At 65.2% G+C, this 23,811-nt stretch carries 18 protein-coding genes and 2 pseudogenes; 12 read left to right on the forward strand and 8 right to left on the reverse strand.

Translation table 11 applies throughout. The features are described from left to right. Positions 1-151: 151 nt before the first annotated feature. Positions 152-1,531 (forward strand): esterase/lipase family protein, encoded by a 1,380-nt coding sequence (locus ACQP2D_RS17550; protein WP_433684760.1) that lies wholly within the window; start codon positions 152-154, stop codon positions 1,529-1,531. A 27-nt stretch (positions 1,532-1,558) separates the two neighbouring features. Here the strand turns inward: ACQP2D_RS17550 and ACQP2D_RS17555 are convergent, their stop codons facing one another. After that, positions 1,559-1,717, reverse strand: a complete 159-nt coding sequence (locus tag ACQP2D_RS17555) for a hypothetical protein (protein WP_433685993.1) — start codon at positions 1,715-1,717, stop codon at positions 1,559-1,561. Positions 1,718-2,272: 555 nt separating this feature from the next. Here ACQP2D_RS17555 and ACQP2D_RS17560 point away from each other — a divergent pair. The 4 genes and pseudogenes from ACQP2D_RS17560 to ACQP2D_RS17575 all read left to right on the forward strand — a co-directional run. Then, positions 2,273-2,758: pseudogene (locus ACQP2D_RS17560) on the forward strand (hypothetical protein); the annotation flags it as partial. A gap of 81 nt (positions 2,759-2,839) precedes the next feature. Further along, entirely contained in the window at positions 2,840-4,867 is a 2,028-nt protein-coding gene (locus ACQP2D_RS17565) for a hypothetical protein (RefSeq protein WP_433685994.1), read from the forward strand. Positions 4,868-5,098: 231 nt separating this feature from the next. Then, positions 5,099-5,929, forward strand: a complete 831-nt coding sequence (locus ACQP2D_RS17570) for an AfsR/SARP family transcriptional regulator (protein WP_433684761.1) — start codon at positions 5,099-5,101, stop codon at positions 5,927-5,929. Positions 5,930-5,993: 64 nt separating this feature from the next. Then, positions 5,994-7,781, forward strand: coding sequence for a hypothetical protein (locus ACQP2D_RS17575; RefSeq protein WP_433684762.1), 1,788 nt, complete (start codon positions 5,994-5,996; stop codon positions 7,779-7,781). Here the strand turns inward: ACQP2D_RS17575 and ACQP2D_RS17580 are convergent. Next, on the reverse strand, positions 7,674-8,471 hold the full coding sequence (locus ACQP2D_RS17580) for an AfsR/SARP family transcriptional regulator (RefSeq protein ID WP_433684763.1): 798 nt from the start codon (positions 8,469-8,471) through the stop codon (positions 7,674-7,676). The two genes, ACQP2D_RS17575 and ACQP2D_RS17580, sit on opposite strands and share 108 nt — an antisense overlap. Before the next feature lie 147 nt (positions 8,472-8,618). On the opposite strand from ACQP2D_RS17580, the gene ACQP2D_RS17585 reads away from it, so the two are divergent. The 6 genes from ACQP2D_RS17585 (at position 8,619) to ACQP2D_RS17610 (ending at position 17,217) form a co-directional block, all read left to right on the forward strand. Continuing rightward, positions 8,619-8,804 (forward strand): hypothetical protein, encoded by a 186-nt coding sequence (locus ACQP2D_RS17585; protein ID WP_433684764.1) that lies wholly within the window; start codon positions 8,619-8,621, stop codon positions 8,802-8,804. Positions 8,805-8,869: 65 nt separating this feature from the next. Next, positions 8,870-11,299 carry a hypothetical protein gene (locus ACQP2D_RS17590; RefSeq protein ID WP_433684765.1) on the forward strand — a complete coding sequence of 810 codons (2,430 nt, stop codon included), beginning with the start codon at positions 8,870-8,872 and terminating at the stop codon, positions 11,297-11,299. Next, positions 11,296-12,549, forward strand: a complete 1,254-nt coding sequence (locus ACQP2D_RS17595) for a hypothetical protein (protein ID WP_433684766.1) — start codon at positions 11,296-11,298, stop codon at positions 12,547-12,549. Before ACQP2D_RS17590 ends, ACQP2D_RS17595 begins: the two co-directional genes overlap by 4 nt. Before the next feature lie 21 nt (positions 12,550-12,570). Then, positions 12,571-13,122, forward strand: coding sequence for a hypothetical protein (locus ACQP2D_RS17600; RefSeq protein WP_433684767.1), 552 nt, complete (start codon positions 12,571-12,573; stop codon positions 13,120-13,122). A gap of 459 nt (positions 13,123-13,581) precedes the next feature. Next, positions 13,582-14,460, forward strand: coding sequence for a hypothetical protein (locus ACQP2D_RS17605; protein WP_433684768.1), 879 nt, complete (start codon positions 13,582-13,584; stop codon positions 14,458-14,460). 51 nt (positions 14,461-14,511) lie between these two features. Next, positions 14,512-17,217, forward strand: coding sequence for a glycoside hydrolase family 73 protein (locus tag ACQP2D_RS17610; protein WP_433684769.1), 2,706 nt, complete (start codon positions 14,512-14,514; stop codon positions 17,215-17,217). Positions 17,218-17,274: 57 nt separating this feature from the next. Here ACQP2D_RS17610 and ACQP2D_RS17615 read toward each other — a convergent pair. From ACQP2D_RS17615 to ACQP2D_RS17630, 4 genes and pseudogenes are all read right to left on the reverse strand, one after another. After that, positions 17,275-17,454: pseudogene (locus ACQP2D_RS17615) on the reverse strand (alkyl sulfatase dimerization domain-containing protein); the annotation flags it as partial. A gap of 73 nt (positions 17,455-17,527) precedes the next feature. Next, positions 17,528-19,252, reverse strand: a complete 1,725-nt coding sequence (locus ACQP2D_RS17620) for a phospholipase D-like domain-containing protein (RefSeq protein ID WP_433684770.1) — start codon at positions 19,250-19,252, stop codon at positions 17,528-17,530. A 377-nt stretch (positions 19,253-19,629) separates the two neighbouring features. Next, the gene (locus tag ACQP2D_RS17625; RefSeq protein WP_433684771.1) at positions 19,630-20,199 is read right to left on the reverse strand and encodes a hypothetical protein; all 570 of its coding nucleotides are present in this window, start codon (positions 20,197-20,199) and stop codon (positions 19,630-19,632) included. Between the two features lies 1 nt (position 20,200). Next, positions 20,201-20,398 (reverse strand): hypothetical protein, encoded by a 198-nt coding sequence (locus ACQP2D_RS17630; RefSeq protein ID WP_433684772.1) that lies wholly within the window; start codon positions 20,396-20,398, stop codon positions 20,201-20,203. Positions 20,399-21,635: 1,237 nt separating this feature from the next. On the opposite strand from ACQP2D_RS17630, the gene ACQP2D_RS17635 reads away from it, so the two are divergent. After that, a complete protein-coding gene (locus ACQP2D_RS17635) occupies positions 21,636-22,262 on the forward strand; it encodes a hypothetical protein (RefSeq protein ID WP_433684773.1) in 627 nt (208 codons plus the stop codon). Positions 22,263-22,495: 233 nt separating this feature from the next. Here ACQP2D_RS17635 and ACQP2D_RS17640 read toward each other — a convergent pair whose 3' ends face one another. Together ACQP2D_RS17640 and ACQP2D_RS17645 are read right to left on the reverse strand one after the other, a co-directional pair. Then, entirely contained in the window at positions 22,496-22,852 is a 357-nt protein-coding gene (locus tag ACQP2D_RS17640) for a hypothetical protein (RefSeq protein ID WP_433684774.1), read from the reverse strand. Positions 22,853-22,862: 10 nt separating this feature from the next. Further along, a complete protein-coding gene (locus ACQP2D_RS17645) occupies positions 22,863-23,804 on the reverse strand; it encodes an FHA domain-containing protein (RefSeq protein ID WP_433685682.1) in 942 nt (313 codons plus the stop codon). Positions 23,805-23,811: the final 7 nt, after the last annotated feature.

Below are 23,811 nucleotides of genomic sequence, written 5' to 3' on the forward strand. Positions count from 1 at the left end.
TCGGCAGCGGTCGTCCGACCTCCGTTCCACCTACATGGCGGAACTGGCGAGAGCCCGTTGTGGAGCCTCGGTTACCGCGCAGGAATGGGCAATGGTGCGCGGTCCTTCCGGCGCGATGACGGCAGCAATCGGTGCAGCGAAAGGGTTGGTGGTGACGAAGGACGTAACCCGGGATGCGGTCATGTTGTTGCCGGGAATCATGGGCAGTGAACTGGTCGACACGACGACGGGGAAGAGGTTGTGGGGGCTCGCGGATCTGGGCTGGTATGTGAGCGCCTGGACTACCGGGTGCTCAATGGAGGCGTTGGCGCTGACCGACGATGAGCGTGCGGGGCGAACTGGTCGGGTCGCCGCGACCGGTCTGTTGAAGTTCCCCGCGTTCAGCCCGATTTTGCGGGGCGTCGAGCCGTACACGGAGTTGTTGCGCGGCCTACGTCGCGTGGTGCCGCACCCTGACGCTATCGCTGAGTTCCCGTATGACTGGCGGCTGTCCATCGAGCACAACGCGCAGGAACTCGCGAGGCGGGCCGATGTGCACCTGAGGAGGTGGCGCGCGCATTCGGAGGGAAGTGCGGACGCGAAATTGGTGTTGGTCGCGCATTCGATGGGCGGTCTCGTCGCACGATACTTCACGACCGTCCTTGGTGGATCATCCGAGGTTCGCGCCACGATTACGCTGGGCACACCGTTCTACGGTGCGGTGAAGGCGGCAATGATCCTGAACTCGGGCCGTGGTGGGCCGGTCCCGCTGCCGAGTCGGAGGTTGCGGACGCTGGCAGCTACATTGCCCGGGTTGCACGACCTGCTGCCGTCCTATCGCTGTGTCGACGAGGGCACATCGGTACGGCGACTCACACCGACCGATGTGGACTGCCTGGGAGGCGATATCGACTTGGCGCGGCAGTCGTTCGCTCGCAGGGAGTTGCTCCTTTCCTCCGGGGAACAAGGGCTCCGTGCACTGGTCGGGGTGGAACAGCCGACCGCGCAGAGCATGTTGTTACGCAATGGCGTGGTCGAGCCGAAGTACTACGCGGTCGAGACCGATACGGACGGGAAGCTGTCCCGGGTCGACCGGATGGGCGACTCGACGGTTTATAGAGACGCCGCGGCTCCGCGGGGCCTGGATCCGTCTGTCCTTCCCCAGTGCCACGGTTCCATCGCGAAAACTGCCGAAGCGGTCACCTTCGTCCGTGCGAAGCTCACCGACAAGCCGCTCGGTCCGCCGCTGGCCGGGCCGGCCGCTTTCGGTATCGAGGTACCTGACGTGGTCGCCGCAGGCGAGGCCTTCGATGTGCGGGTGCTGAACACTGACGATCCGACCCGAATCAGCTGTGTCGTCGAGGAAGCACGCAGACATACCCAGGTCGCCCGCCTGCAGTTGAAGCGCGGAGACCGAACACTCACGGCGAGCGTGATCCTCCGTGCACCGGGTGTATACCGCGTGAAGGTCAAGCGCGGCGGCAACTCACCGGTCAGCGAGCTCGTGATGGCCGGGCCACCGGATATGTCGGGCGAAAAGGCATCTGATTAGGGACGACAGATGAGCCCCTCCTCCTCATCACAGTCGGACACCACCGCCGATGGGTTCGACGTGGTCTGCGTTGCGATCGGTGAATACCGACACCGCGACGCCCACCCGAATCTGCCCGCCGATGACGAGGCCACGCTTCTGAGCGAACTCCTCCGCGAGCTCGGTGGGGAGCCGGATTCGTGGCAAGTGTCTGGGGAGAGCCGCAATCGGATGGAGGTGGCCGCACGGTTGGAACACTGGTCACTTGTTGACCGGGCCCGGAGTTCGATGTTGTTCTGGGTGGGACACGGATCGTCCGATGGCGACGATGCACGTCTTGCCACCTATGAAAGTCGCTCGGGTAAGGGGATCGCACCGGAAGACCTTGCTCGCGAGATCAGAGACGAGTGGGCATCTCGGAACATTGACGACCGCGCATGGACCATTGTGGTGGTCGAGGCCTGCGGATCCACAACATTTGTGCACCGGCTCAACGCGGCCTTGCATTCCAAGGGGAATCCCCCGCAGCGGCTCGCATTGGTGGCGTCGGGCAGCGAAGGTAGGGGGCATCTCGGTGAGTTCCGGATAGCGCTGGCGAAGGCTCTCGCCTCGTACACCGACAACGACGAGTGGATTCGGCTTCGCGATCTGATGGGCCGTGTCGAAGACCATCTACACGAGGGATATGTCCTCCTGCTCGGACTGCACGACGCGCGGCCGATCAGGCGGCGAAGGCGACCGGGCGTCACTGTGACAGCGCCGATGGACATCTACACCGAACTACAGGACTTCCTCCGCAACCTCGGCCCGGACGAGCGTGACTACTTCCTCCCCAAGGCGCAGAGCGCCGAGCAGGGGGAACTGGCCTGGTATTTCGTCGGCCGCGGCGCCGAACGGAAAAAGATCGCGCACTGGCTGCGCACGAGAACGTCCGGGATGCTTGTTGTCACCGGCCGGGCCGGGTCGGGAAAGTCGGCGTTGCTCGGCAATGTGTTGGTGCATACCAACCCGGCGTTGCGGGAGCTGCTCTCCCGGGCCCGCCAGCTGGAGCCGATCCCGGACGAACAACGCCCACCCGAGCAGGTTTTCGACGCGGTCGTGCACCTGACCGGGATGACGACCGGCGAACTCGTCGGTCGGCTCGTCGACGTGGCGCATCTCCCACCACCATTGACGACGACCAGGGAGCTCGGCCGGGAAATCGAAGCTGTGCTCACCGCGCTCGCCCAACGCCCATTCTGTCTGATGGTGGACGCGTTGGACGAAGCCCAACAGCCGCTAGCGATCGCTGCGGTGCTCCACCGAGTCGCCACTCTGCCTGCGGGCAGGGTGGTGGTCGGCACGCGACGGTCCACCGGAGAGGGACCGGATCAGCCGGACACCTCAGCCGAAGATCTGCTCGATGCGCTCGGCAGGGCGCCATCGACGGTCGTCGTCGACGTCGAGCGAGACCCGGCGGCGGTCGAGACCTATGTGCGTCGACGGCTCGCCGGCGCACGCGACGCCGACCGCATCGCCATCGACGACCCGACGATCGAGCGGGTGGTGGAACTCATTCGCGCGCAGCAACGACAGTTCCTGTTCGCCCGCTTGGCGATACACGAGATCCTCCTCGCGCCATCGCTTTTGGAATCGAAGTCTGCTGGCGACCTGAAACGCATGTTGAGCAAAGATCATAAGGCGTTGTTCGCGGCCGCGGTGGACCGTCTCATCGACCAGGCACCCGTCAACGGCGCCCTGCTGGAGGCGCTCGCCCTGGCCGAGGGGCGTGGCCTGCCACGGGCGGACCGGATCTGGGCGAACGTCGCCTCCAAGCTCGCGAGCGATGACGTCACCGAAACCGACATCGACAACCTGCTTCGCGACGCCGCTTCCTACGTGATGCTCGACGCGGAGGACGGCCAGTCGGTGTACCGGCTCGCTCACCAGACGTTCAAGGAGCACTTTCTCGCGCGATACAAACGCCGACGTACGGAACCGAATTTGTCGGACCGTCACCGCCTGATCACCCGCGCCCTGATCTCGACTGCCGAACAGGATCTGCCCGCCCCACCCAACCCATACCTCGTCCACCATCTGTCGGCGCACGTCGCCACGGCCGACGCATGGTCCGAACTCGCGTCGAGCGCCCTGATCCACAACCTCGACCCCGCCGACGTGGTCGCCGAGCGCGCTCGAACGCTGCTGCACCGGCGACCCGAGGCGGCCGAACACCAGCTGCGCGTGGCACTGATGCGCGACCCCGAGCACGTCATCTCACGTGCGGTACTGGCGCTCGCGCTCTCGCACCAGGCCAAGCACGTTGCCGCGGTGACGGAGGCGAAGAAGGCAATTCAACTTGCACCGAATTGGTGGTACCCCCACTACGTCGCGGGTTGTGTTCTGCATCAGGCAGACCGCGAGGCCGACGCGCTGCGGGCTGCGCAAGCCGCACTACAGATCGACCCTACGGTTCCCAGGATTTGGATCTTGCTGGCATGGGTGCATCTGGCCCGGGAGGAGTGGTGGTTGTCCGTTCAGGCTGCTCGGCAGGGGCTGACCTACGACCCGCATGATAGCGAACTCGTCGGCATTATGACGATGGCGCTCTCCGAAATTGCGGAAGCTCCTGGGGCGATGGCCAATGCCGCCGAGGCGGTGCGGCTGGGTCCGAAAGAGCCGCTGGCACACCTCGCATACGGATTCGCTGCCCTGGCGATCGGTGACACCGGGAACGCCGCCAGCGCCTTCCGGGAAGCGCTCCGTCTCGATCCGTCCATGGACTTGGCGCGGCGACAGCTCATCGAGGCACTCAAGCAACGAAACCCCGTATACCGGAAACTGTTTCGTGTACTGAAAGGGATGGATCAGCCGTGGCTTCCGCTTGCTGTCCTGATCCCCTTCTGCGGAATTCTCTCGGTCGTGTACTGGGTTCTGTGGACAGCCGACGCCCTGCTCACCTGGCGACTGTCGCGCGATCGGTGCCATCGGCGGCTGCTACGCGGCGACGAGCGACGCGCTGCACAGCTGAGCGTTCTTTCCCTTGCGGGCGGTGCGGTCATGTTGGCAGGCGGCATGATATTCAGCCACCCCGGGACCGGGATCGCCGCCACGGGCTTGGCGATGCTCGCACTCGTGACCCCGATCGAGGAGACGTTCGCGACCACCACGCAGCCCGCTCGACGCATCCTCGGCTATTGGACTGCCTCGCTCGCGGCGGCGCTTCTGGTCTTGCTCGGCATTTCGGTGCTGCCGACCACTCCCGACGCACTCGGCTCGAACCCGGTCTTCGTGATGTTGGCGGCTCTCGTGAGCGTATGGGTAGCGGCCGCGATCCGTTGGGTATTCAAGCGGCGTCATCGAGCGGCCGCGTTATAACCTGCTCCGGGACTGCCGAGTGCGAACGCCCCACCTGTCCACGAAGCTGCACCTGGCCGACGAACAGGGTCGTAGGCCGTTGGCGCTGCTGCTCACGAACGGCACTTTCGAAACACGCATCAGGCGTCTCTCGTCTCGATTCGAGTAGGGATCTACTCGTGCGCCAACCACCGACCGGGCGGTCTGCTGGAATTGCGAGGTATTTCCGATTACCAAGAGGCGATCAACCATGTGGACACCGTCTTCGGGTTCCGTCGATTCACGGCGAACGGACCGCAGTGCCGGATCGTGCGCGCGGAATTCGCAATAACCATGAACGCCCCCGAACCCCGGATCGCCGAAGTGGCCGTGCCCGCCGCTCGGCTGGTGCTGTTCGGTGGATTCGTGTTATCGGTGGCGGGAACGAGGGTCTATCTGCCGATGCATGCGCGGCGCGTACTCGCCTATCTTTCACTGCGGAAGATGACGGAAAACGATTGCTGCCGGCAGATTCTCGCGGAGCGGCTCTGGGAGAACGCCTCCCCTGAGCGGTCGCTGGCGAGTCTGCGCACCGCGCTGTGGCTCATCCGCCGCGCCGGTCCCTGCCTGCTGTCCAGCGATGCGGAACGGGTGGCGCTGGCCGACCACGTCGACGTCGACGTGCACCGGTTCCGACGGCAGGCCGAGTCGATGCTGGCCGACGACATCGGCCACGCGGATCTGCGCCTGTTGTGTGCTGCTGGCGAGCTGCTACCGGGATGGGACGACGACTGGCTGGTGCTGTTCCGCGAACAACTGCGCCTGCTGCGGCTGCACACCCTGGAAACCGTGGCGCGCAGGTACTGCGAACAGGGGCATCATCCGGAGGCCATCGATCTGATTCTGCGCGTAGTCGGGGAGGAACCGCTACGCGAATCGGCCCATACCGTCCTCATCGACGCCCACTTGGGCGCCGGCAATGCCGCGGAGGCCCGGCGGCAGTTCGACGTGTTCGCCGCGAATCTCTGGCGAGAACTCGGGCTGCGGCCGTCGGCGCGCCTCGGGCAGCGGGTGGGCATGCCGGGTCCCGGCACACGTCGTTGACGCCGACGAATACATGGGCGCGGCATCGTGGGACAGCCCGCACCCCACGAGCGCGAGGAAGACGATGCCGATCGATTTCGCTCATGCACCGCCTCCGACTGCTGTGGGCGCACTGCACGCGGTGCCGGTCCACATCCGCGACCTGCGCGCGGTGCTGACACTCGATACGGCGGCGGAGGCCGCGTTCGCGCAGGCGACGATGACGTATGTCGTAGGCCCGCATTCCGGATCGCCGATCTTCGATCTGCGCCAGCCGGTTCAGACCTGCACGCTCGACGGTGTGGCGATCGATCCCGGGCTGATCGCAGCACGCGATATCGGCGCCGGGCCACACGGCACGGTGCGCGTCCTCGATGCCGTGCAAGACGCGGGATCGGTGCACCGGATGACCCTGACCTACGAATTGACCACTCCGGCAAACGATCTCAGCGGCACGCATCCCCCTGACCTGCACTGGTCGCAGTGTGTCCGAGTGCGGTGGTCGTTCGGAATGTCGGATTTGCATGCGGGCCGATACCTGGAGACGTGGTTTCCGTCGAATCTGCCCTTCGACCGGTTCCCCTTCCGGCTCGAATTGCGAATCACCGGAACAACTCTCGCGCATTCCCTCATCACCAATGGAGATGCCACGGTCGTCGGCACCAATTCCTGGTCGGTCCGATTTCCGGCGTGGTTCACGCCGATGTCACCGCTCGTCGAAATACGACCGGAAGATGCCGTGCAATGGAAGTCGGCGGCGATCGCACTTCCAGTATCGCCGCACCCGGTTTCGATCGAAGTGTGGAAGCAGTCGTCCGGCAAGGAAAATCTGGCCGCGCTGATCTCCCGCATTTCGGAATTCCTGGCAGACAACGAACGAACCTACGGCGCGTTCTTGGGCAACCGATTCGTCTGCCTCCTCCACGGAGCGTCCGGTGGAATGGAATACGCCCATGCGGCCACCACGTCGGTGAGCGCGATCGGCCACGAGATATTCCATTCGTGGTTCGGGCGCGGAGTCAGCCCCGCTACGCCAGCCGACGGCTGGTGGGACGAGGCATACACCAGCTTCCACGAAAACGGCGATACCCGCACCGAGCCTTTCGATTTCACACAACCACCCATCGAGCTCTGCTCGCGCCTGCCGTTCCAGCGCACCACACCGACAGCGTCCTACGCACAGGGCAGCCGCTTCTTCCGCGGTGTCGCGGCAGGGATCGGGCCCGACCGGCTGCGCGCCCTCATGACCGATCTGTATCGCAAGTACCGGGGTACATCCGTATCCACTGCCGACCTCGAGGCTCATCTCGTCACCGGTTGCGGTGCAACCGAACTCGTGGACGCGTTCCATCGATTCGTTTACGGGTTCGACGAGCCGGCTCCCAACCCGTGCATCATCTTTTCCGCCGCGCCGGAAGATCTGGCCCGAGCATCGGCAGTATGGGTCCGCGGCACCGACGACCGATCCAGCACCCCCGAGCCCCCGAAACCAGGCCGGGACAACTGGTTTCACGCCCGCGTGCGGAATCCAGCCGGCGCGAGCGTGTGCCGCCATTTCATCGTCACCTTCGCGATCCGCCCTGCGGCGGCAAGTTTCACCTACCCGGACGACTTCCTGCCCGCAACCGCGGTCACCGTCGGTTTCGATCTGGTATCCGGCCAGTCGCGGATCGTGTCGGCCCGCTGGCCGGCCGCCCTGGTCCCGCCGCCCGGCACCACGGTATCGCTGCTGGCGTCAGTGCACGCCCGCCGCTCACACCCGGCATCAGGCACCCATCCGTGGGAGCAGGACTCGACCGCCCAGCGCGACCTGACGATCGACCGACCGCGGCGGTGCGGGAACCGCACCGACCCGGCCGCACAGCTGCGGTGAGGGCCGGATACCCAATTCGGTCCACAGCAGCTCGGCGAAGTGCGTGAACTGGCGGCGCGCCTCGACCACATTGCCCTCGCACAGATGCGCCTCGATCAGTGCCGCCTGCGCCGACTCACGCAGCGGCTCCTCGGCGACCACGGCGAGCATCACATCGATCGCCTCCGGATAGCGGCCGCGCTCGGCGAGCCGTCGCGCCTCCACCTCCAGCGCATGAAGTCGCAACTGCCGCAGCTGTTCTCGCGCCAGCAGCAGCCAGGTCTCGTCCCAGCCGGGCAGCAGATCGGTGGTGCGGGCCAGCAGCCGCGCCCGATCCCGGGCACAGTCGCGCTGTTCGGCCAGCACCCGTTCCGCACTGCGGCGAAATTCGTGGACGTCGACCGCGACGCCGTCGGCGAGCCGCACGCGGCCCCCGCCACTGTGCACCAGCACCGGGGATGCCTGCCGGATCCGCCACAGCGCGGTGCGCAGACTCGCCCGGGAACGGTCCACGGTGGCGTCGGGCCACAGCCGCTCTGCCAGCAGCCCGCGGTCGCAGTCCGGCTCGGAGTTCTTGTCCAGGCACAGATATGCCAGCACACGGCGCGAATGCATCGGCAGCGCGAACCGGTCGGTCCCCACACGCAACGCGAAACCGCCGAGCAGGGAAATGGCGAGCTCGCCCCTCGGGGCGCAGGCGGACACGGGCATCGGAATCCCCTCCTTCGTCGACGGGACCTGTCCAGGCCGGATCGGACCAGCGTGCGTGGGCGCCGCCGCAAATGCGTCAACACCACGTCAACACCGCGCACGGACCATTGACGCAGCGTGTTATGGCAGCGGGTGACCGTGAACCGTGTGACCGACGACAGCAAAGTGATCGTGATACGGGCCTGGCGCGACGGTGGGCGGATGCTGATCCGCGTGCTCGCGGGGACCGGCGAGCCGAGCTCTACGCAGGAATGGGTGTTCACCGATATCGACGCCACGGTCGCGCGTATTGCCGAGGTGCTGGGCACCGTGCGCAGCGAGACGAAGTGTTGACGCTCGCGCATACCGCGGTCGCGCACAGTAACGCGAAACGGCCGTCATGCGCGGAGGTAACCACTATGCGAATCGACCCATACGCCGAGTCTCCCGGCGACGCGGAGGAGTTCGTCTCGCCCTTTGCCGGGCTTTCCACCCTGACCGAGACAGCGCCGCTCACCGACGAACAGCCGGGCGCCGAACCCGAGGGCTCCCCCTTCGAGGGCTACTCGGTCACCGAGTCCCCGTTCGGCGAGCACACCGACTCCGAGGCGGACGCGCAGTCGCAGGAGGCGATCGAATTTCTCGAGGCGCTCTACGACGAGGAGTTCACCGACGCGCTCGAACAGCTTCTCGACGAAGGCGCCGCCCGCATCCTCGCCGATGCCCAGCAATGGACGGTCACTCCGTCCGAGGCCGAGGCCCGGGAATCGCTGCAGGAGTGGATGGCCCCGCTCGTCACCGAATGGGAGCACGCGATCGATGCCTTCGCGAGCGGACTGGAGAACGCCGACCTGCACGGGCTCACCGAACAGGAACTCGACGAACTGCTCGATTCGCTGGAAACACCCCCCGCGCTGGAATCGGAGGCGTTCGAGAGCTTCTTCGGCAAGCTGATACGCAAGGCGAAGTCGTTCATCAAACGGAAGGTGAAGCAGGCGGTCGGGTTCGTGAAGAACCCGATCAAGGGCGTCGTGAACATCGCCAAGAGCGGCCTGAAGGCGGTCAAGAGCGGGCTGCAGACCATCGGCAAATTCGTGCTCGGCCCGATCCTCGCCAAGTTGAAGGCCGCCGGGCGCGCGCTGCTCAAAGGTGTGGTGAAGAAGCTGCTCAGGCCGCTGGCCAAGGTCCTGCCCGCCGCGGCGCGCCCACTGGTGCCGATCCTGGCCAAGCGGCTCGGTATCCGCGAGGCCGACGACGAGAGCACCGACGCGGAGGCGGGCCCGGACGGCGAATCCGGCACCGCCGCCGACCTGGCGGAGGCATTCGACCAGCAACTGCTCGAGCTCTTCCGTGCCGACACCGGCGAAACCGCTGCCGACGAGATGACGGCCGAGGACATGCTGGAGGCGGATTCCGAAGAGCCGGAACATGATCCGGTGGCCGAGCTCGACGACGCCCGCGCCCGCCTGGCCGCACAGCTGAGTGCCTACACCGACAGTGCGGACCCGATCGCCGAAATCGAACAGTTCATACCGGCCGTGCTGGCGATCCGGCCGCTGCTGAAGCTGGGCCTGAAGGTCACCGGCGCCCGACCCAAGCTGATCAACCTCATCGCACGGCCGCTGGCGAAGCTGATCAAGAAAATGATCGGTCCGCAGGCCGCCCGGACCATCGCCCGCGCCGCCGGGCGGGATCCGTCGCGGCTGCTCGCCCGCGCGGTCGTCGATGTCGGGTTCACCGCGCTCGGGTTGGAGACCGCGGGATCGGAGGAGCAGACGATTCCCGGTGAGGCCCTGGCCTCTGCGGTCGAGGCGAGCGTGATGCGCGTCCTCGATGAGCTGCCGGAGTCGGCGATGACCGATCCGCTGCAGGTCAGCGCCGCCGTGCAGCGGGCGTTCGCGGAATCCGCGGCCGCTTACCTGCCGGACTTGCTGCTGCGCGCGGACCTGCCGGAGCGGGAATCCGCCGAGGAGGGCGGGTTCTGGGTGATGATGCCGCGCGCGGCCCGCCCGCGGTACCGGTTCCGCAAGTACACCAGGGTTTTCGTGGTGCCGATCCCGCGGCAGGTGGCGCGGGCGGTGCCCTGGAACGACGGCGGCACCATGGAGACCTATCTGCTCGACCGCGGCGTCGACCGCTGGCCGGTGCAGGCGGAAATCGATCTGTACGAGACGCTGCCGGGCACCCTGCCCGGGCACTTCACCCGCGACGAAACCCTGCCCGCCGCCGAACATCCCACCGGCGACGAATACCAGCCGCTCACCGCGGAGGCCGCGGGACTGCTGCTGCGCGAGCCGGCGCTGGGCCGACGCCGGAAGGTCGGGAACACGCCCGGTGCGTACCGGCCCGTGCCCGGTCAGCGGTACTTCCGGGTGCGCGTCGCCGGCCTGCGGTCCCGGCGCGGTCGCCGGCCCCGCCGCCTCGTCATCGTGCGCTGGGATCCGTCGGACCAGCGGATGCGGATCGTGATCCGGATGTCGGAGCGGCGGGCGCGCAGCCTGCAGGCACGCCTGCAGCGGGCCGCACCCGCGGGGCAGCGCGATCTGCCCGCGGTGCTGTCGGCGCTGCGCGAGATCTTCCTGCCGCGCCTGCACTACCGGATCGCCCGGCGGCTGCTGCGGGCCACCGTCGCCACCGATGCCGTAGCGGCGGCGCGGTTGGCGGGCAACATCGCCGCGGCCACCAGCACCGGTATCGCGACCTATCTTGCGCAGCGGGGCGCCCAGTTCGCCGCTGCCGTGGCCGACCCGGCTGACGGCGTCACGCTCACGGTGACGTTCACCGGGATCCAGGCGAACCCGAATCAGGTCCCGGCTCCCGAAGTCGTTGCCACCCCGGGGTTGTCATGAAGGCCGATCACTTCGCGACCGAAACCGCCGCCCTCGCGTCCGAGGCGAGACATTGGCGCCGGGCCTGCGCCGGCCTCGGCGACCTCGAGGTCAGCGCGTCCCCGGCCGCCTGGCGGGAACTCGAGTCCTACCTCGGGCTCAGTGTGCGGGCGAATCTGAGCGCGCAGGCGAAACGGCTCACCGCCCAGGCCGATCGCACCATCTTCACGATCCAGGGCGCGACGAGCCCGGCAGATCTGCAGACGGCGCGCACGGAGCTGCTGGCCCTGCGGCGGCGGTACCAGCGGGCCGAGACGATCGTCGATTTCTACTGCGACGCAGTAAATACCCGGACCAATCCGCGCACGGCGGCGGTGCTGCGCGGTCTCGACGCCCTGGCGGTACAGAGCATGGATCAGGTGTTGCGCCCGTTGGGCATCGACACACCGTCCGTGCTGACCTATCTCGACAAAGGGATGGGCGCATCGATCCTGCGGGCCGGTGTACGGCTGTGGGACGCGTCCCTGTCGCCGGCCGCGGCGATCAAGATCACTCGGCACAATCTGCTGCAGCCCACCTCACTCGTGCACGAGACCGGCCATCAGGTCGCCCATTTGACCGGCTGGACAAAGGAATTGGCCGCCGTGCTGTACGAGGCGATCGCTCCGCACAGCGCGCTCGCCGCCTCCGCCTGGCAGGGCTGGGCCTCCGAGGTGGCGGCCGATGTGTATGCGTTCTGCCTGCTCGGCTTCGCGCCGGTCCCGGCGCTGTCGACCGTGGTGGACGGCACGTCGCGTCAGGTGTTCCGGATGGTGCCCGGCGACCCGCATCCCGTCTCGGCACTGCGGGTCCAGTTCAATGTCGCGCTATGCCGCGCCTGGTTCGGCGCCGGCACCTGGGATTCGCTCGGGCAACGCTGGCTGGCGAGACATCCGCTGGCCCGGGCATCGTCGGAGGTCCGCGCGATCATCTCGGCCAGCCTGCCGCTGCTGCCCGCGCTCGCCGATGTCTGCTCCCGGATGCCGATGCGGGCCTTCCAGGGCGTGCCGCTGTCGGTCCTCGCCGACCCGCGGCGGTTGTCGCCGCACGAACTGAACCGCCTCGCCGACCGTGCCGGTGCGTCGCTGTACACCTCGACGTATCTGCAGCGGGTCGAACCGATGCGGATTCTGGCACTGACCGTGCTGCGCGGGCTCGAAGCACCCACCGCGCCAACGGAAATGGAGACGTGGCTGCGGCGTATGGGCGGCGACCGAGCCGCCGCCGCCTGAACGCAGAGAGAGGAAACCGAGATGGAATACGAACCGGGACAAGGGATGACGCGGAACGAGATCAAGTACCTCCTGGAAGAGGTACTGGGGCAGTACGGACCGACCGTTTGTGCCGAGCCCAGCATCTTCAAGAAGGGCAACGAAAGTACGCTGTGGCTCTTCGGGGGGTTGCAATTCTTGTTGCGGTCTCGTGACCTCTCGAAATTCGGGCCGGTGCGGGACCAGGCGCTGCCCGCGGAGATCAGGAGGGTCCACGGGGACACCGAGGGCAACACGGCCGACGACGCCGGGCATGGATACGTGTTGGTGTTCCTTAAAGAGATCCCGGCCTATGCGGTCACAGCCACCATCGTGCACAGCGGCAAGGGGCCGGATCAGACAGCGGCTGTGTGCCCTGGGACTCGGCCGGAAATTCCGCTCGACAATCCTGGCCAAGCGATCGCGGTACGACTCTCGGACCATGAGCAGGTACGTCTCGTCACTTTCGTGACCCATGCACCCGACACTCTGCCTGCTGTCCGGCCGACCGGTTCCATCGCACAAATCGATTCTCGCCGACCGGCAACACCCTGAGGAAGGGGCACCGCCATGTTTCGCACGCTGGCCACATTATTGATTCCGAACGATACCCTCTCTGCCACACAGGCGAATGCGGTCTTCACATTCCACCCCGAACAGTTGAGCCGGTGGCTGGACGAGATGTGGGCATGCGGGGGCATCTCCACGTTGACACCCGTGTTCGAGAACAAGCCTGTACCGCTGGGCGATCCGTTGGCTGTCGGGTCGACCCAGCTCCCGCCCGAATTGATCGCCGCGTCGTTCCAGTCCGGTATTAACGGACCCCCGACCAATCCGCCCACGCAGCCGCCCGGTTACCACCCACCCGCGCTCGGCACCAGCGGGCAGCTACTCATCTGGGACCACATGTTCTACGCCTACCTGGTCGAAAGTACCGGTGCCTTCGAAATTTTCGCGGAGGTAGTGCGGCGCTACGTCGTCGGGGAGACCCTGCCTCCGCCGACGCCGGTGACCATGGCGTGGATCCGCGCGACCGAGGAGCTGTTTTTCCGGGACCCGCCGCTGTTCCGGGTGGGCGGATTGACCAGCCAGCTGCGCCCGGACGCGCGCGTGAACCGGCGTAATGCCTACTGGCGGATGTTCGGCCTCGATCTGCCGCATGCGGCGCCGGGTGTGAGCGGCCAGCCGTGGAAGCGGGATGCGGGTGCCACCAGCAATATTCGATTCATCGAGATCTGGACCGAGCTGCTGCGGCAGGTCTGGCTTGGTATCGAGAACGAACGCAACACTTCCGGGGCGAACCCCACCGACTCGAACTACATCGCGTACCTTTGCAAGACGCTCGGTGAGATGCTGCGACTACGTCGCGTCGGGGGCATGCTGTCGCGGGAGGAGTTCAGCTACGTCTGTATGCTCGCCTGGTTCCACCTCGCTGTGGGGAGCGACAACGACGTGATTCGCGACCTGAACGCCCGGGCAGGCTTCGTCGGCAATCCCGCCGACCGGCTCGCGGCCGTCGGCGCTCGGGTGGGTGTCGCACCCTCACGCCAGGCACGGGAAATGTTCGAACTGGCGGATGTGATCTCGCCGCTGATGTGGGCGATCGAATTGGGGTTGTTCGATACCGCGGACCAAGCGGAGCTCCTCTATCGCTCCACAGGCATCACGACTCCTGGCCCCGCTCCCGCGAGAACGATGAACCAAATCATCGACCTGTGGCAGTCGGCGACCGGCGACCGGGTCAAGGATCTGGCGGTCACCACCCGGCGGCAGTGGAACCAGCCGGCCGGATCTGCGCAACCGGCGAGATTGCTGCCCGCGGCGACGCTGTCGCCCGTAAGCGCGCCCGCGTCGTCGGCGAACGGCCAGCGCACCGCGGTTCCCCGAGGCTGAGCCGCAAGCACAGATGCGCTGTCCACCAGGCGATCTCGATTGGAAGTTGATATGAGCACCGTTGCCGAATCGTCGATCCTCGCCCCGGAATCGATCCCCGATCCCGGCGTGTGGCCCGCTCGCAAGGACGTATTCGCCGAAGATTTCGACGAAACCTACACCTACACCGGCGAATACGACCATGAGACCGATGAGCACGAATCACCCCTGACGGCCGTATCGCCCGGCCGATTGATAGTGCCCCGCCATCCGCTGCTGCAATCGCATGCCGGCACACCGCCGGATGTGCTCATCGAGTGGAACGGCATGGTCCAGCCGTCGGTGGTGGATGTCGTCGTCCATCTGCACGGATATTCGGGACACGGTGCGGTGATGAATATTGTCGAGCACAAGAAGCCGATCAGCGGTTTGGATTTCGCGGATCCCGACCATCCGGCCGCAGTAGGGCGGACGACGCCCACCGTGTTGATCCTGCCCCGGGGTCATCATCAACCCAAGGGGCGCTATGAGAATCCGGCGCGGTACACCTTCCCCGCGCTGCTACCACCCGGTGCGCTCCAGCAGTTGATCGATGATGCGCTTGCCCGGTTCGCCGCGGCAACCGGGGCGGTGGTGCGGCGCAACCGGTTGATCCTTACCGCCCACTCCGGCGGTGGTGCGGCGCTGATGGCCATCCTGGGCCATACCGATCCGGATGAGGTGCACATCTTCGACGCGCTGTACAACGACCCGAAGCCACTGATCGACTGGGTCCGCCGGCGCATGACGGCGGGTACGGGCGCATTGCGGATCGTGTACCGACCGGGTGAGGGCACCGCGCGGCACAGCGAACGCGTAGCAGCGGTGGTGCGCCCGGCCTGTTCTCCGAACTACCGGGTGGAGCGAACCAGCTTGCCGCACAACGACATTCCGCGACGGTTCGGCTGGCAATTGCTGACCGACGCATCGGCCGACCTGCGCGGGCTGACTCGCAGCCGCAAAGCCGAGCAACCGTGCATTCCGCAGGAGGCGAACGAAACCGGCCGGGAATCGGATGATTTCGGCGCTGCACAGGGTGCACGGGAAGGCGGCTGCAGGTGTCGGAAGGGGCCGATCGAGGAGAAGGCAGCGGCCGCGCGCACACCCCAGCCGCGCCGTCCCGCTCGCCCACAGAACGACGCGATGTCGTCTATCAGAACACCCGCCGACGCGAATCCGATGGAGTCTGTCATGAGCACCTACGCCGAATCACCGATCTTCGCCTCGCCAGAATCGACGCCCGACCCGGGAACGTGGCCCACCCGCGAGGACGTGTTCGCCGAGAACACCGGGGATACCGAGTACGTCGATGAAACAAGTTGGCAGAGTCGGCTTTCCGATACCGAATGGATGGAGTCGCACGACTCGGGCGAGTCGGCCGAAGAGGTCTATGCCGACGAGACTTTCTCCGGCGCAACCAAATACGACCAGGAACAGGCCGATCATGAGGATTTCGACGTCGAGGCCGGTGACTACGAGAATGTCGATTACGAAGCCACCGATTACGAGGCTGCCGATTACGAGACACCGGATTACGAGGCCGCCGATTTCGAGGCAGCGGACCAGGGGGCGATCGGCTACGGCGAAATGGATTACGAGGACGTCGACGCCGAGGATATCGAATTCCAGGACGCCGAACTCGAGGAGGCGCCGCCCACCGACCGCGCCAAGGGCATCGTCCGTCGCGGTACATTCACCAAGTGCTCCGGTCACGAACAGCCGGGCGCACGCGCGATGGCGGCGCAGTGGCGGCGGCTGACCGGCCGGAGGGCAGGCACCTACAACTGCCGCAGCACCACCTTCGGTACCCCGTCCCTGCACGGTGAGGGCCGATCGATCGATCTGTTCGCACTGGCATCCGATCCGGTGCAGCGCGCACAGGCCGAGGCATATATCGGGTGGCTGCAGGACAATGCGGTGGCACTGCAAGTGGCCTACATCATCTGGAATCGGCAGCAGTGGAATTGGCAGCTCCGCCACCTGGGCTGGCGGCCCTACGGCGGCAGCAATCCGCACACCAACCACATTCACGTCGACCTCAGCTGGGAAGGAGCGCTGACGCCCAGCCCGCTGTTCGACGGACCGGTTCCCAGTATGGGTTCCGGTGGCGCACCGGCGCCCATACCGTCACCGAAACCGAAACCCGCACTGCCATCACGGAAAGCCGCGCCCGGGCCGTCGCCGAAGCGGGCGCGCGGCGTGCCGGTCCACGTCGTCGAGTTCGTGCGCAAATATCGCCCCCATGCGGTCGCCAACCAGGCCCGCACCCGCATTCCATGGCTGGTCATTCTCGGCCAGGCCGCAATCGAATCCGGTTGGGGGAGGCGGGCCTGCGGTAACAACTTCTTCGGAATCAAGGCGCGGACGAGTGTTCCCGTGTCGCAGCGCAGGCTGTGCACTACCCGAGAAGTGCACAAGACGCCGTCCGTGCGGTATCCAGAGGTCATCTCGGTCACCCAGCGTGCCGACGGCCGCTACGACTATGTCGTCCGAGACTGGTTCCGCGCCTTCGACTCTCCCGACCGCTCCTTCGATGAACACGCGCGCGTCTTGTTGAAGCCGCGGTACGCGAAGGCCTTCGCCCACACCGATCCGTACGCCTTCGCCCGGGAGGTGGCCGCGGCAGGCTATGCCACCGCCCCCGACTACGCCACGGCACTGAACGGCGTGATGCGTCTGATCGAGCGAGTATCGCAGCAATGCAACAACGTACCCGCGGTCGCGTCGCCTACGGGATGACGATGTCGAAGCCGGCGAGGGCGCCTTGGTGAGTGGGCCGAACTTGCCGTTGCGCAGCTCACAGGCGCCGGACAGGTAGAAATCGCGCCGGGTGCCGTTCCTCGGCGCCGTAGCCGAGCCGCTCAAATGTGCTGGCCTGCAACGACTTCGCCGTCTCATGTCCAGGGCGGCGAAGATCGCATAGTTCAGCAATTGCACGACCCAGCGGTAGTCGCCTTCGGTTGGGCACACGATCATGCCACAGCTGGGGGCGAGGCCAAGCCTGGCAGTGGTTCGACCGTCGGCATCGACGCGTGCGGATGCGCTGCTGTTAAACGACCGTAATGTCGGCGAAGAGTTGTAGGCGTTTCGCACGGAATGATCCGGGTGTGTATTTCGCTTGCCAGGTCGGGTCTTCGGTCAGGAACAGGCTGGCTGTGTCGGTGGGTTCGCCGTGCGCGGTGAGGTTTTCGACGACGCTGCGGAAGTAGTAGTGGTTGAACAGTCGGTTGAATTCGGTGAGGTAGATGTCGGCGACGCGGGTGTCACCGCGGATGACGAGCATGTTCTCGTCGTTTTCCGTGGTGGAGGGTTCGCTGAAGTTGGCTGACCCGGTCACGACGACGGGGTCGGTGCCGAGGGGGTCGATCAGCATGAATTTGGAGTGGATGTAGCTGACGTGCTCATTGAGCCCGAGTAGTCCGGCGTTGGTTTCCTTCGCCCATTGGTAGACGGGATCACGCAGGAATGATCCCGAGGCCTTGTAGACATTGTTGGAGGCGTTGATGGCGACGAACGCTTCCGGTTTCTTCGGGTCTGGTTTGTCCCGTTTCTCGAGGAGCATGAAGATCAGCGCGTTCTGTGGGGTGTTGTCCTCGAGCAGGTCCTTGAACGATGCTGCGATGCCGAAGGCGAGGGTGATGCAGCCCTGCCGCAGCGCGGTGTCGAGCATCGTCGAGTACGACTGCAGCACAGTGTCTTTCAGTCGTGGACTGAACACCGTGGTGGTACCGGCGGGAACCTGGCGCAGATCGGCCGGTACTGGCGACACCGCTTCGACGGCAGTCTTGAATGCCTTGTTCTTGCGTTTGACCTCGGCCAACGTATCCGAGTCGGTGCCGCCCGGGTCGTTCGACAGCTCGTTCCAGTATTGGACGTAGTGTTCGGCGGTGTCGGGGTTGCGCAGCCAGTGTCCGACGTTGGTTTGTCCGGAGATGCCGCCTTGGGAGAGGTTGGTCGAGCCGGTCCATACCTCGACCGGCCCGGCAGCAGCGGTGATCCGGACCATGAACTTGTTGTGCTGGATCACCGAGGCGCGTGCTTCGCGCCGGATCACGTTCTGGGTGGGGATGCCGGCTTCGGTGATCATGTCGAGGTTGTCGACGCGGGGGAAGCTGGGATGGAATTCGCCGTGCTTGTCGGTGAATTCGTTGACCTTCGCGTCGATGATGATGTGGACGTCGACACCGCGGTCAATGGCCGCTTTCAGTGCTGTTACCGCGGGTTTGTAGCGGAACTCGTAAAAGCAGCACAGCAGCTGGTCACCCGCGTCGCAGTGGTCGATGAACCGCAGTAGCGCTACGTCCAGGTCGCGGCTGAGCCAACGCAGGGCTTCGTCGTGTTTGGCTGGGGGCTTCAAATCGTCGATCGGGGCTGTTCCGAAGCGGCGGGTGTAGGCCTGGCTGCTGGCGACACCGCGGTTGAAGAACACGTCGTGGCTCAGGTTGCTGAAAAGTGGCTCGGTGTGGACGGTGATCGACAGTGGTGGCGTGGAGCGGTCGAGGTTTTTCGGTGCGCCTTTGAGCGGGTGGAATAGGTACTGGTATTCGCGATCGGGTTTGGCGGTGAAGTCGTCCCATACGAAACTTTGTATCGGTTGGTCGAAGGTGCTGACCTGTATCCCGGGCTGGGGCTGGGAGATGACCGATTTGAAGACCTTGAAACCGGGCATGAAGAAGCGTTCGTTTGCCGTCGGGTCGATCCGTTCGATGGCGAAGCCGAGCAACCCTTGTTCGAGCTGATCGGTGGCGATCACCGCGAAGGAAATGGTGTTCACGCCACTGACCGCGACAAGCCTGCCACCAGGACTATCTGAACGAAACCGCACGTCAACCTCCACTTGTGGGTCGAGGCATGCACTGATTTCCGGCCGGTGAAACCTTGGCTGAGCTGGGGGCTTACGTCCTCAGTATGGATGACCAGGACGGTTCGTACACGCGTTCTCAGCTACTCAGGTCCGATGTACGCCGAATGTATCCACAATCGTTGCCCGCCTGTCCGACCGAAATGTGTTGGGTTGCTGATCGGTTGACCACCTGCTGATCGACCATTGTCGGGAGTCGGACGGGTGGGTTGTTCAGGTTGTTCGTATCTCGGCGCAGGCGGCCACTCCTTGGCTCGATGTTTGTCGACAAAGCCGGACCACAGACCTCATCAGGGCGATATAGAGATATCCGATGTGATATCGCGCCCCTTGTCCATAACATCCGACGACTTGTAGCGGAATGTGAGTCCTGCTGTCTTCGCTTCGTTGCCGGCCCTGAGGAACTCGGCCTCCGCCCACAATGGGAAGCGCCGTGCAACCCGCTGAGTAGGTTCCACCGTGAAGTCTGCTGTGCCTGGACAGCCGATCGTGCCGGAGTTGCATCCGAGCAATCTATGCCAGTCGATCTGCGTACTGTAAATCGTCTGCCCGTTTGCTGCCTTAATTCCTATGTCATCGACAGAAATACGTCGGCCGCCGCCATTTGTGAAAATTAACTCTGCCCAATCGAGATCGCTTGTGATCTGGTCGAGCGACAGCAACGAGACATGCTTGGACTCGACAAATTTGTCGTTCACAATCTGACCGACTTTGACCTCGACCTGAATGGCGGGGCTGGCGTTGTCCAGCGCCTTCTTGGAGGTGTTGTTACCTTGGTACGCGAACAACGCGGACGTAATTGCCACAACCAGGGCGATGAACGAGATGATCAACGGTCCCCACTGCTTGATCGAACTCACTTCAGAGCACCTCCTGAAAGGCATCGTGCGCTCCGAGGGCGGGCTCGGCGAGCCGTAGTCGATGTTGCGGCGTGCTGCTGCCGGACAAGTTCGGATTGACGATCTGCGGATCGGCGGCTGGGAGTGCCGCCGCACCCACTCCGAACCTGGAGGCAATACCGCTCAGTGTCGGCCTGGAATGGGCGATGTACATGGCCATAATCGGCTCCTTACGCAAGGAGCGGACTCGATGTCCTCACGCATCAATAACGAGTCCCGCACACCAACGGTAGGGCGCGCTTGAACGCGGCCACGCGCGTAGGGCGCTACGTGATTCGTTGCGAAAGACGTCGTCAGGATCGGCACACGGCGACGAACGACGGACGTAGCCTGCGGCCGCCTGCCCGTTCGAATGTGACACGGTGCGAATGACCGACCCATGATCGCGGGTGTCTCACCGACACCGTTTCGGCCACGCGGGCATGAGGTAACCGATGTAGTCGTCGCCCCAACGCTCGCCGCCGATGTCCACTGGCTTGAAACCTCGCATGGGCGGGATTGCCGTGGGTGAACTGGCCGGCCAGCGTAAGACTCCACCCGGGCCGCCGAAGGTCCCGTATACCTGACCGAAGGTTGGCTCAGCCAAGTCCAGGGTTCCAGCACCGAAGCACAGGGCATCGAAGCGAACGGCACGGTCCGGGTTGTTGCGAAAAGCTTCGATAGCTCCAGGACCCGGCGAACGGGCTGGTCATCGCGACTTGACTTCCTCGGTGTACGGCAACGCATTCCGCTTCCGCACGCGCCGTGTTGCCGATGAGCCTCGGGCCAGGCGAGGCCTGGGGCGCGGGTACGTCGATGCTGATTTCGGGTAGCCGAATACTCGCGATGGCGTCTGATGATCCGGCGCACACTTGATGCGCTCGCACAGTACGCCACGAAACGAGGTGCACCATGCCGCTGGACACGGGCCCCTTCGACCATTTCGTCACGGCCGACGGCTTCCGTGCACCGGTGTACTGCTCTACACGCTCCGTTTCGATGCCGACGGCACGTCGACGAGCGCGCAGACGCAACACGATCTCGTCGACGCATTGCGCACCGGAACCTTCACCGGCACATATATTTTCAGCGACGGCTGGAATAGCAGCTGCCCGAGCGCGGCTACCGCAAAGCCGTCGATTTCGTCGGAGCACACGGCTTGCCGAGGCGCGCGACGACATCGACAAACTCGAGCCCGGCGCACCCGAGCGCGCGAATTGCGTGAAGCTCACCGCCGTGGCCCGCCAAAGCCTCGCCATCCTCGGCGATCCACAGCAATGATCCCGCTACTGCCAAGCCGACAGTAGCCAACGCACCTGGAGGCGACAATGGCTGTGCTGTACTTCGATATCGGCGGCACTCTGGCCGATGTCAGCGTGGCGGTGGACGGTTCGTTCCGATTCCGGCCGCTACCTCGGGTGCGCGATGTCCTGGCCACCGTTTCGGCGCATCGGCTGGGCATCATCTCGAACCCCGGTAACGATCCGACCGCCCGTACACGGGCGGCAGCGGCACTCGCCGCCACTTTCGGCGACATCTTTTCCGACAACCTTGTCCACTGGGGCGACAAGACTTCGCGCACCATCTTCGACGCGGCCGCGGCCGCGGCCGGCGGGCCCGGCAACTGCGTGTTCATCGGCGAGGATCCGTCCGAGCGCGCCATGGCACGCCGATCGGGAATGCGCACCGCGCCGCACCCGGTGTTCGCCCCCGCGGCCGTACGGGGCGACACCGTGCTGTGGGCCAAGATTCACGTCGATGAGAACCGAACCCTGGCGCAACTGCGCGGGATCGCCGACGCGACCGAGATCGTGCCGGTGCGCGTCGCGTCCGACCGACTGGTGCTCGCCATGGTGACCGAGCGCGGCGCCCATGCGGCGCGCGACGCCGGCTTCGATGTCGACCTCGAGTCAGAGGTCGGCGACACCGCCGTGTTTCTCGTTCGTGACGACCGTCCCATCAGCCCGCCCGCCGGGCTCGAAACGGACGCCACCGACGTGCCGAGTCCGCACACACCTTCGTCGCCGGCGACGCGAACGCACTGATATCGACGGTTTCTCCACTGCTGCATTGCTTCTCATGGAGCAGCCCTCGACTTCATCGCGACAGTTGGACGATATCCAACGGCCGTCGCCACAGACTTTGGAGCCGCTCTGGTGGGGCGGGGCCTCGGAGACCGGTTCATGAATCCGGCCGAACAGCAAGAGGTCGAACGGGTTGGGACTGTGGACATTTCAGTGTCCTGCACTCATCAGTGTCGTGCCCCGATGTCGCCGCCCTACCCGAGCATGCCCACTATCGGTGACCCGAACGCGCCCAACCACTGTGCGAGCGCTACGAGCGGCCGGTGCACTGCCGACTCGGCACCCGCGACCGCGTTGACCGCCCGAGCGATCCGGATCAGCCGCTCGGAGATCTTCTCGCGGTCCGGCTGTGGCTGCTCCAACTCGTGCTGGACCGCATCCGCGTCGGTGGCGGCTCGACCCATTCCGATGCGACGTAACGTGGCCGCGAGTTCGACAGCGAACTCGACCGTCTGGGCGGATACGAATGTGCCGTGTTGACCGCCATATATCGTCTGGTCGCCCGCGACGTTGTTGATGTTGCCCTGCTGCGAGCCGATATTGAAGACCACGAGATTCCCCTTATCTGATGAACGGCGAGTTCCACGCGTGCCGCGGGTCCGTATCAACCTTGCGTGCACGGGCGGCCGCGACGATCCACATGATCAGCCCGACGAAGAGCAGGATGTTGCCGACGAACCCGATCATGAAGCAGATCAACCCGGCAGGGATGCCGAGGCTCGTATCGGGACCGAAGATCGGAAAGTCGGCAGGCTGCGTTCCGGTCCGAAACGAAGAGTTCCCCTCGCCCATCGCCTTCACGAGAAAGTAGGCGAATCCGAGCCCGCCGCCGACCGTCAGGAACAGGCCGATCCAGAATACGAACCGCGCTTTTGTCCGAGATGCCGCGGCCTCGCGCAGGAAGCTCTCGCGTTGTTGGATGTAGCTGTTGAACTGGTCGCGTCCGACATTGTTGATCTGGCGCGCGGCCTGGCGATCGATGTCGTAAGTGACGGGGCTCGGTCGATTCCGGTCGATGGTGTCGCGCGAGAGCATTACGGTGCGCGGTCCTGATGTCTGCTCGAAACGCGCGTCGATATTGCCAAAGGTGACGATGTCGCCGTCGCGGAGCGGTCTGGCGCCCCTGATCGTTTCGCCGCCGATCCGGGTCCCGTTCGAGGAGCCGAGATCCTCCACAGTGACGTGACCACTGACGTTGTCGATTGCGGCGTGCATGGTGCTGAGGTGCTGATCATCGAGACGCAGATGAGCACGCGAGCCGCGGCCGAGCAACTGCCGCCCGGAACCCAGTCGCAGTACCGTACCCGCCAATTCCGGCGGGCGGAGGATAACCAACCGCTCCACATCCATAATTTTCTCGAGGACGAATACATCTGAAATGAGTATTCGACTACCTGACTGCAATTCGATTCGGACCAGTCGCGTGTTTCGAGGAGATGAGCCACCCCAGAATCGCTGGCAGGGCTGCTGATATAGCCATTGGGCGACGGAGGGCACCAGCACCTGCAAC

Source organism: Nocardia sp. CA-119907 (assembly GCF_050955995.1).
GTDB lineage: Bacteria > Actinomycetota > Actinomycetes > Mycobacteriales > Mycobacteriaceae > Nocardia.

Bases quoted from the DNA above. Each gene is read 5' to 3' on its own strand.
- ACQP2D_RS17575 (WP_433684762.1), top strand. From the start codon at position 5,994: ATGCCGATCGATTTCGCTCATGCACCGCCTCCGACTGCTGTGGGCGCA.
- ACQP2D_RS17580 (WP_433684763.1), bottom strand. From the start codon at position 8,471: ATGCCCGTGTCCGCCTGCGCCCCGAGGGGCGAGCTCGCCATTTCCCTG.
- ACQP2D_RS17590 (WP_433684765.1), top strand. From the start codon at position 8,870: ATGCGAATCGACCCATACGCCGAGTCTCCCGGCGACGCGGAGGAGTTC.
- ACQP2D_RS17595 (WP_433684766.1), top strand. From the start codon at position 11,296: ATGAAGGCCGATCACTTCGCGACCGAAACCGCCGCCCTCGCGTCCGAG.
- ACQP2D_RS17600 (WP_433684767.1), top strand. From the start codon at position 12,571: ATGGAATACGAACCGGGACAAGGGATGACGCGGAACGAGATCAAGTAC.
- ACQP2D_RS17605 (WP_433684768.1), top strand. From the start codon at position 13,582: ATGGCGTGGATCCGCGCGACCGAGGAGCTGTTTTTCCGGGACCCGCCG.
- ACQP2D_RS17610 (WP_433684769.1), top strand. From the start codon at position 14,512: ATGAGCACCGTTGCCGAATCGTCGATCCTCGCCCCGGAATCGATCCCC.
- ACQP2D_RS17630 (WP_433684772.1), bottom strand. From the start codon at position 20,398: ATGGCCATGTACATCGCCCATTCCAGGCCGACACTGAGCGGTATTGCC.